This window comes from Neobacillus sp. SAB-20_R2A (assembly GCF_049568635.1).
Taxonomy (GTDB): Bacteria; Bacillota; Bacilli; order Bacillales; family Cytobacillaceae; genus Neobacillus; species Neobacillus citreus.
Map to the genome: position 1 here is coordinate 4,791,607 of NZ_CP145895.1, position 15,639 is coordinate 4,807,245.

Here is a 15,639-nt window from a genome sequence, read left to right on the forward strand (position 1 = left end):
AAGCTTTTTTAAATATTATTTTACTGGATGGATTCCCCATATATCTTTGGCGTATTCTTTTATTGTTCGGTCGCTCGAGAAGTAGCCTGCATGGGCGATGTTAGTCAGGCACATTTTCTGCCATTTTAGTGAATCCGCATAGGCTTCTCCTACCCTCCGCTGGGTATCTGCATAGGAAGCGAAATCCTTTAAGACAAAATATTGATCGTTTTCTTCAAGCAGCGAGTCAAAGATTGGTTCAAATTCGTTATGGACGCCCGGGAAAAATCCGTTCACCAGCTGATTAACAGCCTGTTGAATCCGGTTATCATGATGATAGTATTCTACGGATTCATATCCGCCGTGCCGATAATAATGAAGAACCTCCTCGGCCGTTAGACCGAAGATAAAAATATTATCGTCCCCTACCCTTTCATGAATTTCTACATTTGCCCCATCCAAAGTCCCTAACGTCAATGCCCCATTAATCATAAACTTCATATTCCCCGTACCTGATGCTTCCTTGCTGGCCGTTGAGATCTGCTCGCTTATATCTGCAGCAGGAAATATTTTCTCCGCCAATGAAACACGGTAGTTCTCCAAAAACACAACCTTCATCTTATCGCCGACTTTTGGGTCATGGTTAACTTTCTCAGCTACTGTATTGATTAATTTAATAATCTTCTTCGCGTAATAATATCCAGGAGATGCTTTTGCTCCAAAAATAAATACCCTCGGCACCATGGAAAAACTAGAATCTTCCAAAATTCGATTATATAGGTGCATGATATGCAGAACATTTAGAAGCTGTCTTTTATAAGCGTGCAGCCTCTTCACCTGGACATCAAAGATGGCATTAGGATTGACGGAAATACCATTGTGCTTATAAATCACCTCAGCCATATTTTGCTTATTCTCCTGCTTGATTGCCGCTAATTCCCCTAAAATCGAGTGATCGTCTTGATATTTAAGGAACTGCATCAGTTCATGTGCGGAGTGAGTCCACCCATCCCCGATTGTTTCGCTTAGGAGCGAAGACAATTTGGGGTTTGCTTTTAACAGCCAGCGGCGGTGGGCAATGCCGTTCGTCTTATTGTTGAATTTCTCTGGAAAAAGCTGAAAGAAGGGCCGCATCTCACGTTCCTTTAAGATTTCGGTATGTAATCTTGCCACACCGTTTACACTAAAGCTGCCAACAATCGCTAAATGGGCCATTTTGACATAGCCATCGGCTATTATGGCTAGTCCCGCAATTCGCTCCCAATCGCCTGGGGTCTCTTCCCAACGTTCCTTGCAGAATCTTTCATTTATTTCCTCAACAATCATGTAAATTCTCGGCAGGAGCGGCTGGAAGATATGAATCGGCCATTTCTCCAAGGCTTCTGATAAGGTGGTATGATTGGTATAAGAGATTGTATTAGTAGTAATCTCCCATGCTTGTTCCCAAGAAAAGCCTTCCTCATCCATCAGAATCCTCATCAGTTCCGGAATGGCTAGAACAGGATGGGTATCATTAATATGAATACAAACATGATGATTCAGCTCTTCAAGGCTGCCATGCTGTTTTTTATAGGATCTTAAAATTGACTGGAGGCTTGCCGACACTAAAAAGTATTGCTGCTTTAGCCTTAGCGTCTTGCCTTCATCATGGGTATCGTCCGGATAAAGGAATTCGGAAATGGCTTCTGTCCTCCGCTTATATTGTAAAATATCTTTATGAACAGGAAACTGTGCGGGCTCTGAACTCCAAAGCCTTAAGGTATTAACTGTCTTTGTCTGAAAGCCGACAACAGGCATATCGTATGGAACAGCAGTAACTACCTCCGTGTTTATATGTTGAAAAACAAGCCTTCCATTTTCCTGCCGGGTTTCAACTTTCCCCCAAAACGGGATACTGACCGCCAAATCGGCCTTGCGTATTTCCCAAACATTGCCGCTTCTTAGCCATTGCTCCGGCAGTTCAACCTGATAGCCGTCGACTATCTTCTGTTCAAATAACCCATGTTTATATCGGATTCCATGGCCATGACCCGGCAGGTCAGTGGAGGCAAGTGAGTCCAAAAAGCAGGCGGCTAGTCTGCCTAAGCCGCCATTTCCTAAGCCTGCATCCGGTTCCAAGTCTTCAAGGTCCGCCAATTCAATACCTAGGTCACTTAGGCCTTCCGCAACGATTTCCTCCACGCCTAGATTAAGCAGATTCTGCCGGAGCAGCTTGCCTAGCAAATATTCAATCGATAAATAATATACCTGTTTCTCTCTAACTGCCATGTAACGTTCATTGGTGGCAATCCAATCATTACTAACAAATTCTCTGATCATGTTGCCGAGGGTTTGGTAATGATCCCTTGGAGTGCTTTCTGAAAAGCTTTTCCCGCAGAGCATCTCAAGCCTTTTTAAAAAGTCTGCCTTAAACCGTTCTTTATTAGAAAACATGGGTTTCACTCCTTGTGGTGAGTTCAGCATACAGCTGGTTATAGCGGAAAGCGGATTGAGCCCAGCTATAATCCATTTCCATTGCCTGTTTTACAATTGATCCCCATGTTTTTTTATCATGATAGAAGTTAATTGCCCGCTGGATCGTATAAAGCATATCGTGAGCATTGAAGTTACTGAAGGAAAACCCATTTCCCTTCTTTGTGAACTCATTCCATGCCTTCACCGTATCATTTAAACCGCCCGTTTCCCGAACAATTGGGATGGCTCCATATTTCATGGCTATCAACTGGGAAAGGCCGCACGGTTCAAATAGGGATGGCATCAAGAATAGGTCTGCCGCTGCGTATAATCGATGCGCAAGTCCCTCATCAAAGCCGGTATGAACCTTCAATTTTTCCGGATAAATCCGGGCTGCCTGCCGTAAATATTCTTCATATTCATAATCCCCGGTTCCAAGGATAATAACTTGGATATCCTCCTGTAAAATCTCCCGAAGGACACATTTGATGAGATCAAGTCCCTTTTGTCTAGTCAACCTTGAAATCATCACCATTAACGGAGCAGCAGCAGTTTGCTTTAGGCCAAATTGCTTTTGAATTTCCTTTTTATTAATGGATTTCTTCTTAATTTCTTGGCTTGAATAAGTTTGCAAAAGAAATGGATCATGTTCAGGGTTATAAAATTCATCATCAATTCCGTTTAAAATTCCCAAAAGATCTTCATCTCTTGCCTTCAACAAGCCCTCAAGCTTTTCTCCGTAGTTCACTGTTTGAATTTCATTTCGATAGGTTGGACTCACGGTTGTGATGGTGTCCGCCGCAACAAGCGCACCCTTCATGAAATTGACATTTCCGAAAAACTCTAAATGTCCAGAATGGAAGGATTGTTCATCAAGATCGAACAGGTCTCTCAAAACCTCTTTTGAAAAAACCCCTTGAAATTGCAGATTATGAATGGTAAATACAGTTTTTATCTGACCATAACCTGTTTTCTTGTAATATTCTTTTCGAAGCAGGTAGGGAATCATCGCCGTATGCCAATCATGGCAATGCAGTACGTCGGGATAAAAGTTCAACTCTTCGATGACCTCTAGCACCGCACGGTTAAAAAAGGCAAATCTTTCTCCATCATCGTAATAACCGTAAAATCCTTCACGTTTAAAATAATATTCGTTATCAACAAAATAAAACGTAACACCTTGATGGACTAGTTCCTCAATCCCGCAATACTGCTTTCTCCAGCCGACAGAAACGGAAAATTCCTTTATCTTCTTCATTCTTTTTTTATATTCGTCCGAAATGGTTCCATATTTGGGAAGAATGACCCTTACATCCGTACCCAGACTTTTTAATTCTTTTGGTAGAGATCCGGCTACATCAGCAAGGCCTCCCGACTTTGCGAATGGTCCACACTCTGACACTGCAAATAATACTTTCACGAATTCATCAACGCTCCTTGCTTTGTACCTTTTCTGATTACAAACGGTGCCCCCGCTGTGCCGGTTAAATGTGTCCCTGATTCAACCCGGACATCTTTATCCAAAATAACCGAATCCAAGTAACAATTGTCCTCAATTTGGCATTTTTGCATGATGACACAGTTCTTAATAACTGTACCTTTTCCTATTTTTACTCCGCGCGAGACAATACTGTTTTCAACAGTGCCGCTAATTAAACAGCCGTTTGCAATCATTGAATTTTTTACGGATGATCCTTTTAAATACTTAGCAGGCGGCTCATCCTTAACCTTTGTCAAAATAGGCTGGTCATTATTAAAAAGATTTTTCCAAACGTTAGGCTTTAGCAAATTCATGCTGGTCGAGTAATAATTCTCAATTGAATCTATCTTGACGGCATATCCATCATAATCATATTGGCAAACAGTGTAATCATTATGAATATCGCTGACGACATCTTTCATACAGCTGTACCCAGTCTCAAATCTAGTTTCAATCAGCTTCATCAACAGAGAGGTTTTGATTAAATACATTTCTAATGATCTTCCATCCTGATGATGGATTTCGGTAATATCGCAGTTTGCATGCATATGCCATTCTAGCATGGGTTTAAAATTCATATTTAAAATAGTGTAACAATTTGAGATAATCGCATATTCCTGAGTGCTGCGATAAAAATAATCCATATTTGCCGCGAAAAGATCAAAGGAACCTATTCCTTTAGGATTGCTGCCTACGACTGGAGAAGGAAAAAAGAAAAGGCCATCCCTTTTTCGATTTAGATCCCAATTCTTCCCTGACCCTAAGTGGTCCATCAAGGAACGGTACTGCATTTTTGGAAAAATTGCGACACTGCGAATGCCGGAATTGACCATATTTGAAAGGACAAAATCAATAATACGATAACGGCCTGCATAAGGCAGCGCCGCCAAAGAACGATGTGTTAATAGGTCATCCAAATCCTCATGATAGGTAGTTGCATCAATAATACCTAAAAGCTTTCTTTTCACGCCAAAGTCCCCTCCAGTTTCTTATCACCTAATATCTGTAACACCCAGTCCGACTGGGCTTTTATTCTATTTTTAATAGGCAGAGTACAATGCTTTTAACATTTCCTCTGTGACTAGGATGATTTCATCATCGAAGGAACGAATGACCGTTCCGTCCGGTATTTTCACGTCACAAGGCACAATCGCTTTTTCAATAAAACAATTGCTGCCAATTGTTGCATCCGGCATGATCACAGACTCCTTAACAGTGGAATCCTTCCCTACTGTTACACCCTGGAAGAGTACTGATTTCTCAATTTCCCCTTCAATTGTACATCCTTCATTAATGAGTGATTCCATTACTATGGCATCCGGGGAAATATATTGCGGAGGACGATTAGGATTAACAGAATAAATTCTCCAGTCATGGTCAAATAAATCTAATTCGCAATCTTCCTCCAATAAATCCATATTGGCCTCCCAAAGGCTTCTTACAGTGCCAACGTCCTTCCAATAGCCTTTGAACGGATAGGCATATAATTTTTTATTTTCTTCAAGAAGCCTTGGAATGACATCTTTCCCAAAATCGTGACTGGAGTCCGGATTGCGTGCATCCATTTCCAAATATTCTTTCAATATATTCCAACTAAAAATATATATGCCCATCGAAGCAAGATTATTTTTAGGCTCACTTGGCTTTTCCTCAAATTCCAGGATTCTTAGTTCATCGTTTGTATTCATAATCCCAAACCGGCTGGCTTCCGCCCAAGGTACCTCGATTAGGGAGATCGTTACATCTGCTCGTTTTTCAATATGGTATTCCAGCATGGATTCGTAATTCATTTTATAAATATGGTCACCAGAAAGGATTAAAACGTAGTCCGGCTGGTACTGCTTTAAGTAATTAAGGTTTTGATAGATCGCGCTTGCCGTACCGGTGTACCACTTCACTTCTGAGGATTCACTGTAAGGGGGTAACACGGTAACCCCGCCATTTTTACTGTCAAGATCCCATGCACTGCCTATTCCAATATATGAATTTAACAAGAGCGGCTGATATTGCGTTAAGACGCCGACAGTATCAATTCCGGAATTTGCACAATTGCTTAAGGTAAAATCTATGATCCGATACTTCCCTCCGAATGGCACAGCAGGTTTTGCAAGGTCCTTTGTAAGAGCATTAAGCCTGCTCCCTTTCCCTCCTGCCAGCAGCATGGCTACGCACCTTTTCTTTTCCATTGCCTTTTCTCTCCTTCCGTTTTTTCACTTGTCTTATCATCTGAAACCCATACGGGGCAATTGTGAGCTTGATAGAATATGGTCTTCCGTGGAACGGCTCATCTGAAGCCGGAATGGTGTGCTTATTAATGTGGCCGGCACCACCAAATTCTAGGTCGTCATTATTAAGAATTTCACGGTATTCACCAGGGTTAGGCACACCTATCTGATAATCCTGATAGCTAATGCCCGTAAAATTGCAAATGATGATGATCGCATCCTCTTCCTTCTTCCCTTTTCGAACAAAGGAAAACATCGACTGCTCGTTATTATTAACATCCATCCATTCAAATCCATCCCACAGATGATCGAGTTCGTAGAGGGCTTTGGTGCGTTTGTAAACTTTCGTTAAGACTTTCACATAGGCATTCAGTTTTCGGTGAAGCTCGTAGTCCAAAAGATGCCAATCTAGCTGTTCTTTATCTTTCCATTCCGCGAACTGCCCCAGTTCAAATCCCATAAATAGCAGCTTCTTCCCGGGATGGGCAAACATATAGCCCAGTAAAAGCCTTAGCTGGGCAAATTTTTCCCAATAATCACCGGGCATCTTATCCAATAATGATTTTTTCCCGTGGACAACCTCATCATGTGAAAACGGGAGCATAAAGTTTTCTGAAAACGCATATAAAAGTGAAAAAGTGACCTTTGAATGGGCCTGTGACCTTGCAAACGGCGGCGTTTCCATGTATTCAAGCATGTCATTCATCCAACCCATATTCCATTTGTAATCAAATCCAAGACCGCCATAACGGACTGGGGTCGTTACCTTCGAAAAATCGGTGGAGTCTTCCCCTATCATTAAAAAATATGGATTATAGTCGTTTATTGCTTGATTAAGTTTTTTTAAGAAAGCAATACCGAAGGGGTTTTCACTTTGTCTATTTGAGGCATTCGGCCAATAAATGATATTGGCAACAGCATCCATTCTGAAGCCATCGACATGATAATGTTCCATCCAAAATAGGGCGTTTGAAATGAGGAAACTTTGCACCTCTCCTTTTCCAAGGTCAAAATTGGCTGTGCCCCAGATGTGGTTTTCCCTATCATTTAGATGGGAATAGGAATAAAGATGTGTACCGTCAAAATTGTATAACCCATGAGCGTCCTTGCAGAAATGCCCGGGTACCCAGTCAAGGATGACCCCTATGCCATGCTGATGGCACTGTTCGACGAAATAGCGGAAATCATCCGGAGTCCCGTACCGCGATGTTACGGAGAAGTACCCAGTCCCTTGGTATCCCCAAGAAGCGTCAAGTGGATGTTCAACCAGCGGCAGCAGCTCAATATGCGTAAAGCCAAGCTCCAATACATAAGGGACAAGTTCTTCCGCCAGTTCTCGATAGGTTAAAAAATCACCATTATCCTTGGTCTTCCATGAGCCCGCATGAACCTCATAAATGACGGCTGGTTCCGCCAGGAAGTTCGATTGTGCTTTGCGGTTCATCCATTGAGTGTCCTGCCATTTATAGCCCTCAAGCGAATAAACGACAGAGGCTGTATTTGGCCTTAATTCTGAGTAAAAAGCATAGGGATCTGCTTTTAACAATCGTTTCTTTGATTTTGTGGTGATTTCATATTTATAATTGCAGCCATCTAGATTTTGCTTGATGACAATAATCCATACACCCTCACCATTTACTTTTTGTAATTCATATCCATCACCATTCCAGTGATTAAAATCCCCCACAAGCCTTACTTGGAGGGCATTCGGAGCCCAAACGCAAAATCGTGTATAAGTCTCTGCGGAATCCTTAAAGATATGAGCGCCAAAAAGCTGATGACTTTGAAAAAGATTTCCCTCGTGAAATAAGTGAAGCTGGTAATCAGTCGGAAAAAATGTATTCACTGCCATGGCTCTCCTCATCCTCATCTGAAATTATGTATTTCAAAAACCAATTATAAGTGCAAATAACAAATATTCCTTGTAAAACTTTTTTATCTTTTCTGACAGCAAGCGGGGAATGGCTCCACTATTAGATGTTTTTTGACAGCTGTCACCAGGATACGACAAAAAATCTCTCGTGTTTCGACAGGAATCTATTAAGTTTTTTTGTGATTTTTTTGTTAAAGTAGTTTGAAAAGTTATTCAATTTTTGAAAAAATAGATAACTTTATTTGCGGAAAATTGAAGTCTTGCAAGCGATTTCAACACTTTATTGCATTGCAGAGATAGCAAAGAGGTTATATTAATATAATGAATTGCATGTTCAAAAACAACAAAAAAGCTGATGACATATTGTCATCAGCTTTTTCGTATGACCCCTACGGGATTCGAACCCGTGTTACCGCCGTGAAAGGGCGGTGTCTTAACCGCTTGACCAAGGGGCCAAATGGCAGAGAAGAAGGGATTCGAACCCTCGCGCCGCTTACGCGACCTACTCCCTTAGCAGGGGAGCCCCTTGAGCCACTTGGGTACTTCTCTATATGGCTCCGCAGGTAGGACTCGAACCTACGACCGATCGGTTAACAGCCGATAGCTCTACCACTGAGCTACTGCGGAATAATACTATGGTGGGCCTAAATGGACTCGAACCATCGACCTCACGCTTATCAGGCGTGCGCTCTAACCAGCTGAGCTATAGGCCCATAATGGAGCGGGTGATGGGAATCGAACCCACAACAACAGCTTGGAAGGCTGTGGTTTTACCACTAAACTACACCCGCATTATAATGGGGCGGCTGATGGGAATCGAACCCACGAATGTCGGAACCACAATCCGATGCGTTAACCACTTCGCCACAACCGCCGTGATGTTTTTAAAAAATAAAGGTGGCTCAGGACGGAATCGAACCGCCGACACAAGGATTTTCAGTCCTTTGCTCTACCGACTGAGCTACTGAGCCACTTTAGTGGCGGTCTGGACGGGACTCGAACCCGCGACCTCCTGCGTGACAGGCAGGCATTCTAACCAACTGAACTACCAGACCGGATTGCGGGGGCAGGATTTGAACCTGCGACCTTCGGGTTATGAGCCCGACGAGCTACCGGACTGCTCCACCCCGCGATAATAAAAAGTATAAAATGTATTTATGGCGGAGGAAGAGGGATTCGAACCCCCGCGCGGTTTAACCCGCCTGTCGGTTTTCAAGACCGATCCCTTCAGCCAAACTTGGGTATTCCTCCATAAAATATGAAACTAATGGTGGACCTTGTAGGACTCGAACCTACGACCGGACGGTTATGAGCCGTCTGCTCTAACCAGCTGAGCTAAAGGTCCAAGTTAAAGTTCTTTAACCTGTATGGTTAAAATCCGTCTGTCCCCATCTCAGAAAGCATATTCAAACAGCAGCTCGATGGGTACAACTCGTAGTATATTCAGGAAGCCTTGCTCGTTGCTCTAACCAGCTGAGCTAAAGGTCCTAATAATCTTGGTAGCGGCGGAGGGGATCGAACCCCCGACCTTACGGGTATGAACCGTACGCTCTAGCCAGCTGAGCTACACCGCCAAATTACATATTAATTAAATGGTGGAGCCTAGCGGGATCGAACCGCTGACCTCCTGCGTGCAAAGCAGGCGCTCTCCCAGCTGAGCTAAGGCCCCATTGAATTTAGTGAGAATGGTCGGGAAAACAGGATTCGAACCTGCGACCCCTTGGTCCCAAACCAAGTGCTCTACCAAGCTGAGCTATTTCCCGTACTATTAAATTTAATGGCGCGCCCGACAGGAGTCGAACCCATAACCTTCTGATCCGTAGTCAGACGCTCTATCCAATTGAGCTACGGGCGCATTATTTATTAAGTGGTGCCGAGGACCGGAATCGAACCGGTACGGTAGTCACCTACCGCAGGATTTTAAGTCCTGTGCGTCTGCCAGTTCCGCCACCCCGGCAATTTTGGAGCGGAAGACGGGATTCGAACCCGCGACCCCCACCTTGGCAAGGTGGTGTTCTACCACTGAACTACTTCCGCAATATTTAAATGGTGCGGGTGAAGGGAGTCGAACCCCCACGCCTTGCGGCGCCAGATCCTAAGTCTGGTGCGTCTGCCAATTCCGCCACACCCGCATATTTAAATGGTGAGCCATGAAGGACTCGAACCTTCGACCCTCTGATTAAAAGTCAGATGCTCTACCGACTGAGCTAATGGCTCAAGGTGCCGGCTAAAGGACTTGAACCCTCAACCTACTGATTACAAGTCAGTTGCTCTACCAATTGAGCTAAGCCGGCAAAATGATAATTAAATTATTATGGTGGAGGATGACGGGATCGAACCGCCGACCCTCTGCTTGTAAGGCAGATGCTCTCCCAGCTGAGCTAATCCTCCATTTTAACAGCCTGGCAGCGTCCTACTCTCACAGGGGCTTTCGCCCCAACTACCATCGGCGCTGAGAAGCTTAACTTCCGTGTTCGGGATGGGAACGGGTGTGACCTTCTCGCCATTACTACCAGACCATTTATCAGACACTATTTTATTATAATGTCTATTTCATATTTTGCAAGAGGAAATTTAAAATTTTTCATTCCCTCAAAACTAGATAATACAGAAGAAGTAAATAAGAACGAGTTCACCTTACTTAATTATGACTTGGTTAAGTCCTCGATCGATTAGTATCAGTCAGCTCCACACGTCACCGCGCTTCCACCTCTGACCTATCAACCTGATCATCTTTCAGGGATCTTACTAGCTTGACGCTATGGGAAATCTCATCTCGAGGGGGGCTTCATGCTTAGATGCTTTCAGCACTTATCCCGTCCGCACATAGCTACCCAGCGATGCCTTTGGCAAGACAACTGGTACACCAGCGGTGCGTCCATCCCGGTCCTCTCGTACTAAGGACAGCTCCTCTCAAATTTCCTGCGCCCACGACGGATAGGGACCGAACTGTCTCACGACGTTCTGAACCCAGCTCGCGTACCGCTTTAATGGGCGAACAGCCCAACCCTTGGGACCGACTACAGCCCCAGGATGCGATGAGCCGACATCGAGGTGCCAAACCTCCCCGTCGATGTGGACTCTTGGGGGAGATAAGCCTGTTATCCCCAGGGTAGCTTTTATCCGTTGAGCGATGGCCCTTCCATGCGGAACCACCGGATCACTAAGCCCGACTTTCGTCCCTGCTCGACTTGTAGGTCTCGCAGTCAAGCTCCCTTGTGCCTTTACACTCTGCGAATGATTTCCAACCATTCTGAGGGAACCTTTGGGCGCCTCCGTTACACTTTAGGAGGCGACCGCCCCAGTCAAACTGCCCACCTGACACTGTCTCCCACCCCGATCAGGGGTGCGGGTTAGAATTTCAATACAGCCAGGGTAGTATCCCACCGACGCCTCCACCGAAGCTGGCGCTCCGGTTTCTCAGGCTCCTACCTATCCTGTACAAGCTGTACCAAAATTCAATATCAGGCTACAGTAAAGCTCCATGGGGTCTTTCCGTCCTGTCGCGGGTAACCTGCATCTTCACAGGTACTATAATTTCACCGAGTCTCTCGTTGAGACAGTGCCCAGATCGTTACGCCTTTCGTGCGGGTCGGAACTTACCCGACAAGGAATTTCGCTACCTTAGGACCGTTATAGTTACGGCCGCCGTTTACTGGGGCTTCGATTCAGAGCTTCGCTTGCGCTAACCCCTCCTCTTAACCTTCCAGCACCGGGCAGGCGTCAGCCCCTATACTTCGCCTTGCGGCTTTGCAGAGACCTGTGTTTTTGCTAAACAGTCGCCTGGGCCTATTCACTGCGGCTCTTCGGGGCTATTCACCCCAAAAAGCACCCCTTCTCCCGAAGTTACGGGGTCATTTTGCCGAGTTCCTTAACGAGAGTTCTCTCGCTCACCTTAGGATTCTCTCCTCGCCTACCTGTGTCGGTTTGCGGTACGGGCACCTTTTATCTCGCTAGAGGCTTTTCTTGGCAGTGTGGAATCAGGAACTTCGGTACTATAATTCCCTCGGCATCACAGCTCAGCCTTAAGGTGAACGGATTTTCCTATTCACCAGCCTAACTGCTTGCACGCACATATCCAGCAGTGCGCTTACCCTATCCTCCTGCGTCCCCCCATCACTCAAACGATAAAGAGGTGGTACAGGAATATCAACCTGTTGTCCATCGCCTACGCCTTTCGGCCTCGGCTTAGGTCCCGACTAACCCTGAGCGGACGAGCCTTCCTCAGGAAACCTTAGGCATACGGTGGATGAGATTCTCACTCATCTTTCGCTACTCATACCGGCATTCTCACTTCTAAGCGCTCCACCAGTCCTTACGGTCTAGCTTCAACGCCCTTAGAACGCTCTCCTACCGCGGACACCACAAGGTGTCCACCCACAGCTTCGGTGATACGTTTAGCCCCGGTACATTTTCGGCGCAGAGTCACTCGACCAGTGAGCTATTACGCACTCTTTAAATGGTGGCTGCTTCTAAGCCAACATCCTGGTTGTCTAAGCAACTCCACATCCTTTTCCACTTAACGTATACTTTGGGACCTTAGCTGGTGGTCTGGGCTGTTTCCCTTTTGACTACGGATCTTATCACTCGCAGTCTGACTCCCACGGATAAGTCATTGGCATTCGGAGTTTGTCTGAATTCGGTAACCCGATGAGGGCCCCTAGTCCAAACAGTGCTCTACCTCCAAGACTCTAACTACGTGAGGCTAGCCCTAAAGCTATTTCGGAGAGAACCAGCTATCTCCAAGTTCGATTGGAATTTCTCCGCTACCCACACCTCATCCCCGCACTTTTCAACGTGCGTGGGTTCGGGCCTCCATCCAGTGTTACCTGGACTTCACCCTGGACATGGGTAGATCACCTGGTTTCGGGTCTACGACTACATACTAATTCGCCCTATTCAGACTCGCTTTCGCTGCGGCTCCGTCTCTTCAACTTAACCTCGCATGCAATCGTAACTCGCCGGTTCATTCTACAAAAGGCACGCCATCACCCATGAACGGGCTCTGACTACTTGTAGGCACACGGTTTCAGGATCTCTTTCACTCCCCTTCCGGGGTGCTTTTCACCTTTCCCTCACGGTACTGGTTCACTATCGGTCACTAGGGAGTATTTAGCCTTGGGAGATGGTCCTCCCTGCTTCCGACCGGATTTCACGTGTCCGGCCGTACTCAGGATCCACTCAGGAGGGAACGAAGTTTCAACTACAGGGCTTTTACCTTCTATGGCCGGCCTTTCCAGACCGCTTCATCTACCCCGTTCCTTTGTAACTCCATGTTGAGTGTCCTACAACCCCGAAAGGCAAGCCTTTCGGTTTGGGCTGTTCCCGTTTCGCTCGCCGCTACTCAGGGAATCGCGTTTGCTTTCTCTTCCTCCGGGTACTTAGATGTTTCAGTTCCCCGGGTCTGCCTTCAATACCCTATGTATTCAGGTAAAGATACTGCTCCATTACGAACAGTGGGTTTCCCCATTCGGAAATCTCCGGATCGGCGCTTACTTACAGCTCCCCGAAGCATATCGGTGTTAGTCCCGTCCTTCATCGGCTCCTAGTGCCAAGGCATTCACCGTGCGCCCTTTCTAACTTAACCTAAAAGGTTTTTACTCTTAAAAATAAGAGAGAAAAACTAAAATGGCGATTACTCGGTTCTTACTTGGTTACTTCTTCTATACGATTATCTAGTTTTCAAAGAACGAAAGTTTTGAGAGATTGTTCTCTCAAAACTAAACAAACAAGAAACAGTCAACTTCTTATCAGTCCATAAGGACTGCATTATCCTTAGAAAGGAGGTGATCCAGCCGCACCTTCCGATACGGCTACCTTGTTACGACTTCACCCCAATCATCTGTCCCACCTTAGGCGGCTGGCTCCTTACGGTTACCCCACCGACTTCGGGTGTTACAAACTCTCGTGGTGTGACGGGCGGTGTGTACAAGGCCCGGGAACGTATTCACCGCGGCATGCTGATCCGCGATTACTAGCGATTCCGGCTTCATGCAGGCGAGTTGCAGCCTGCAATCCGAACTGAGAATGGTTTTATGGGATTGGCTCCACCTCGCGGCTTCGCTGCCCTTTGTACCATCCATTGTAGCACGTGTGTAGCCCAGGTCATAAGGGGCATGATGATTTGACGTCATCCCCACCTTCCTCCGGTTTGTCACCGGCAGTCACCTTAGAGTGCCCAACTGAATGCTGGCAACTAAGATCAAGGGTTGCGCTCGTTGCGGGACTTAACCCAACATCTCACGACACGAGCTGACGACAACCATGCACCACCTGTCACTCTGTCCCCCGAAGGGGAAATTCCTATCTCTAGGAGTGTCAGAGGATGTCAAGACCTGGTAAGGTTCTTCGCGTTGCTTCGAATTAAACCACATGCTCCACCGCTTGTGCGGGCCCCCGTCAATTCCTTTGAGTTTCAGCCTTGCGGCCGTACTCCCCAGGCGGAGTGCTTAATGCGTTAGCTGCAGCACTAAAGGGCGGAAACCCTCTAACACTTAGCACTCATCGTTTACGGCGTGGACTACCAGGGTATCTAATCCTGTTTGCTCCCCACGCTTTCGCGCCTCAGCGTCAGTTACAGACCAGAAAGCCGCCTTCGCCACTGGTGTTCCTCCACATCTCTACGCATTTCACCGCTACACGTGGAATTCCGCTTTCCTCTTCTGCACTCAAGTCCCCCAGTTTCCAATGACCCTCCACGGTTGAGCCGTGGGCTTTCACATCAGACTTAAAGGACCGCCTGCGCGCGCTTTACGCCCAATAATTCCGGACAACGCTTGCCACCTACGTATTACCGCGGCTGCTGGCACGTAGTTAGCCGTGGCTTTCTGGTCAGGTACCGTCAAGGTACCGGCAGTTACTCCGATACTTGTTCTTCCCTGACAACAGAGCTTTACGACCCGAAGGCCTTCATCGCTCACGCGGCGTTGCTCCATCAGACTTTCGTCCATTGTGGAAGATTCCCTACTGCTGCCTCCCGTAGGAGTCTGGGCCGTGTCTCAGTCCCAGTGTGGCCGATCACCCTCTCAGGTCGGCTACGCATCGTCGCCTTGGTGAGCCGTTACCTCACCAACTAGCTAATGCGCCGCGGGCCCATCTGTAAGTGTCAGCCGAAACCGACTTTCAACCTTCCCTCATGTGAGGGAAGAAATTATCCGGTATTAGCTCCGGTTTCCCGAAGTTATCCCAGTCTTACAGGCAGGTTGCCCACGTGTTACTCACCCGTCCGCCGCTAACCACCGGGAGCAAGCTCCCAGTGATTCGCTCGACTTGCATGTATTAGGCACGCCGCCAGCGTTCGTCCTGAGCCAGGATCAAACTCTCCAATAAAGTTGAGTTGATTAGCTCAAAAATGTTACGTTGGCTTCGTTTCAAATGAAACGAATATTATTGTTTGTTGACGTTTTTGTTTGTTTAGTTTTCAAAGAACTATCATACTGTTGGGTGTTTGTTCACTCGCTATTTTCTAGCCTCGCTCTCAAAAGCGACTCCCTTAATTTATCACAGTCAACTTCTCGATGTCAACAACTTTTTTAAATTTCTTTTTCAGTTGTTTGACACTCTCGAAGAGGACGAGAATTAATATACCACGATAAATAAATGTTTGCAATATAATTTATAACTTTTTT

5 protein-coding genes, 21 tRNA genes and 3 rRNA genes are annotated in these 15,639 nt (G+C 46.0%); all 29 read right to left on the reverse strand.

The annotated features are described in order from the left end of the window. Window positions 1-15: 15 nt before the first annotated feature. Window positions 16-2,412, reverse strand: a complete 2,397-nt coding sequence (locus V5M37_RS23550) for a glycogen/starch/alpha-glucan phosphorylase (RefSeq protein WP_423799378.1) — start codon at window positions 2,410-2,412, stop codon at window positions 16-18. Then, window positions 2,402-3,853 (reverse strand): glycogen synthase GlgA, encoded by a 1,452-nt coding sequence (gene glgA, locus V5M37_RS23555; RefSeq protein WP_423799379.1) that lies wholly within the window; start codon window positions 3,851-3,853, stop codon window positions 2,402-2,404. The genes V5M37_RS23550 and glgA overlap by 11 nt, the downstream gene beginning before the upstream one ends. Then, window positions 3,850-4,881, reverse strand: coding sequence for a sugar phosphate nucleotidyltransferase (locus tag V5M37_RS23560; protein WP_378584387.1), 1,032 nt, complete (start codon window positions 4,879-4,881; stop codon window positions 3,850-3,852). Before V5M37_RS23560 ends, glgA begins: the two co-directional genes overlap by 4 nt. A gap of 72 nt (window positions 4,882-4,953) precedes the next feature. Next, window positions 4,954-6,099, reverse strand: a complete 1,146-nt coding sequence (locus V5M37_RS23565) for a glucose-1-phosphate adenylyltransferase (protein WP_423799380.1) — start codon at window positions 6,097-6,099, stop codon at window positions 4,954-4,956. Continuing rightward, the gene (gene glgB / locus V5M37_RS23570) at window positions 6,041-7,990 is read right to left on the reverse strand and encodes a 1,4-alpha-glucan branching protein GlgB (protein ID WP_423799381.1); all 1,950 of its coding nucleotides are present in this window, start codon (window positions 7,988-7,990) and stop codon (window positions 6,041-6,043) included. Before glgB ends, V5M37_RS23565 begins: the two co-directional genes overlap by 59 nt. A gap of 404 nt (window positions 7,991-8,394) precedes the next feature. Then, window positions 8,395-8,466: transfer RNA gene (locus V5M37_RS23575), tRNA-Glu, on the reverse strand. Window positions 8,467-8,469: 3 nt separating this feature from the next. Next, window positions 8,470-8,560, reverse strand: a tRNA-Ser gene (locus tag V5M37_RS23580). Between the two features lie 3 nt (window positions 8,561-8,563). Further along, a tRNA-Asn gene (locus V5M37_RS23585) sits at window positions 8,564-8,638 on the reverse strand. A gap of 9 nt (window positions 8,639-8,647) precedes the next feature. Then, window positions 8,648-8,724: transfer RNA gene (locus V5M37_RS23590), tRNA-Ile, on the reverse strand. A gap of 4 nt (window positions 8,725-8,728) precedes the next feature. Further along, window positions 8,729-8,802, reverse strand: a tRNA-Gly gene (locus V5M37_RS23595). Window positions 8,803-8,809: 7 nt separating this feature from the next. Beyond that, a tRNA-His gene (locus V5M37_RS23600) sits at window positions 8,810-8,885 on the reverse strand. A 24-nt stretch (window positions 8,886-8,909) separates the two neighbouring features. Continuing rightward, a tRNA-Phe gene (locus V5M37_RS23605) sits at window positions 8,910-8,982 on the reverse strand. 7 nt (window positions 8,983-8,989) lie between these two features. After that, window positions 8,990-9,066 (reverse strand) — tRNA-Asp (locus V5M37_RS23610). A gap of 3 nt (window positions 9,067-9,069) precedes the next feature. After that, a tRNA-Met gene (locus tag V5M37_RS23615) sits at window positions 9,070-9,143 on the reverse strand. A 26-nt stretch (window positions 9,144-9,169) separates the two neighbouring features. After that, window positions 9,170-9,262, reverse strand: a tRNA-Ser gene (locus V5M37_RS23620). Between the two features lie 17 nt (window positions 9,263-9,279). Further along, window positions 9,280-9,356 (reverse strand) — tRNA-Ile (locus V5M37_RS23625). A gap of 152 nt (window positions 9,357-9,508) precedes the next feature. Beyond that, a tRNA-Met gene (locus V5M37_RS23630) sits at window positions 9,509-9,585 on the reverse strand. Window positions 9,586-9,604: 19 nt separating this feature from the next. Next, window positions 9,605-9,680, reverse strand: a tRNA-Ala gene (locus V5M37_RS23635). Window positions 9,681-9,697: 17 nt separating this feature from the next. Continuing rightward, window positions 9,698-9,774: transfer RNA gene (locus V5M37_RS23640), tRNA-Pro, on the reverse strand. 15 nt (window positions 9,775-9,789) lie between these two features. Then, window positions 9,790-9,866, reverse strand: a tRNA-Arg gene (locus V5M37_RS23645). A gap of 13 nt (window positions 9,867-9,879) precedes the next feature. Further along, window positions 9,880-9,968, reverse strand: a tRNA-Leu gene (locus tag V5M37_RS23650). Between the two features lie 5 nt (window positions 9,969-9,973). Further along, a tRNA-Gly gene (locus tag V5M37_RS23655) sits at window positions 9,974-10,048 on the reverse strand. A gap of 10 nt (window positions 10,049-10,058) precedes the next feature. Continuing rightward, a tRNA-Leu gene (locus V5M37_RS23660) sits at window positions 10,059-10,143 on the reverse strand. Window positions 10,144-10,152: 9 nt separating this feature from the next. After that, window positions 10,153-10,228, reverse strand: a tRNA-Lys gene (locus V5M37_RS23665). 4 nt (window positions 10,229-10,232) lie between these two features. Next, window positions 10,233-10,305, reverse strand: a tRNA-Thr gene (locus V5M37_RS23670). A 21-nt stretch (window positions 10,306-10,326) separates the two neighbouring features. Beyond that, window positions 10,327-10,402 (reverse strand) — tRNA-Val (locus tag V5M37_RS23675). A 9-nt stretch (window positions 10,403-10,411) separates the two neighbouring features. Continuing rightward, window positions 10,412-10,528, reverse strand: a 5S ribosomal RNA gene (gene rrf, locus V5M37_RS23680). Window positions 10,529-10,663: 135 nt separating this feature from the next. After that, window positions 10,664-13,598 (reverse strand): 23S ribosomal RNA (locus tag V5M37_RS23685). 192 nt (window positions 13,599-13,790) lie between these two features. After that, window positions 13,791-15,340: ribosomal RNA gene (locus V5M37_RS23690) — 16S ribosomal RNA — on the reverse strand. Together the 16S, 23S and 5S rRNA genes with 21 tRNA genes alongside form the textbook arrangement of a ribosomal RNA operon. Window positions 15,341-15,639: the final 299 nt, after the last annotated feature.

Coding starts and splice junctions, on each gene's coding strand:
- glgB (WP_423799381.1), bottom strand. CDS start 7,990: ATGGCAGTGAATACATTTTTTCCGACTGATTACCAGCTTCACTTATTT.
- V5M37_RS23550 (WP_423799378.1), bottom strand. CDS start 2,412: ATGTTTTCTAATAAAGAACGGTTTAAGGCAGACTTTTTAAAAAGGCTT.
- V5M37_RS23565 (WP_423799380.1), bottom strand. CDS start 6,099: ATGGAAAAGAAAAGGTGCGTAGCCATGCTGCTGGCAGGAGGGAAAGGG.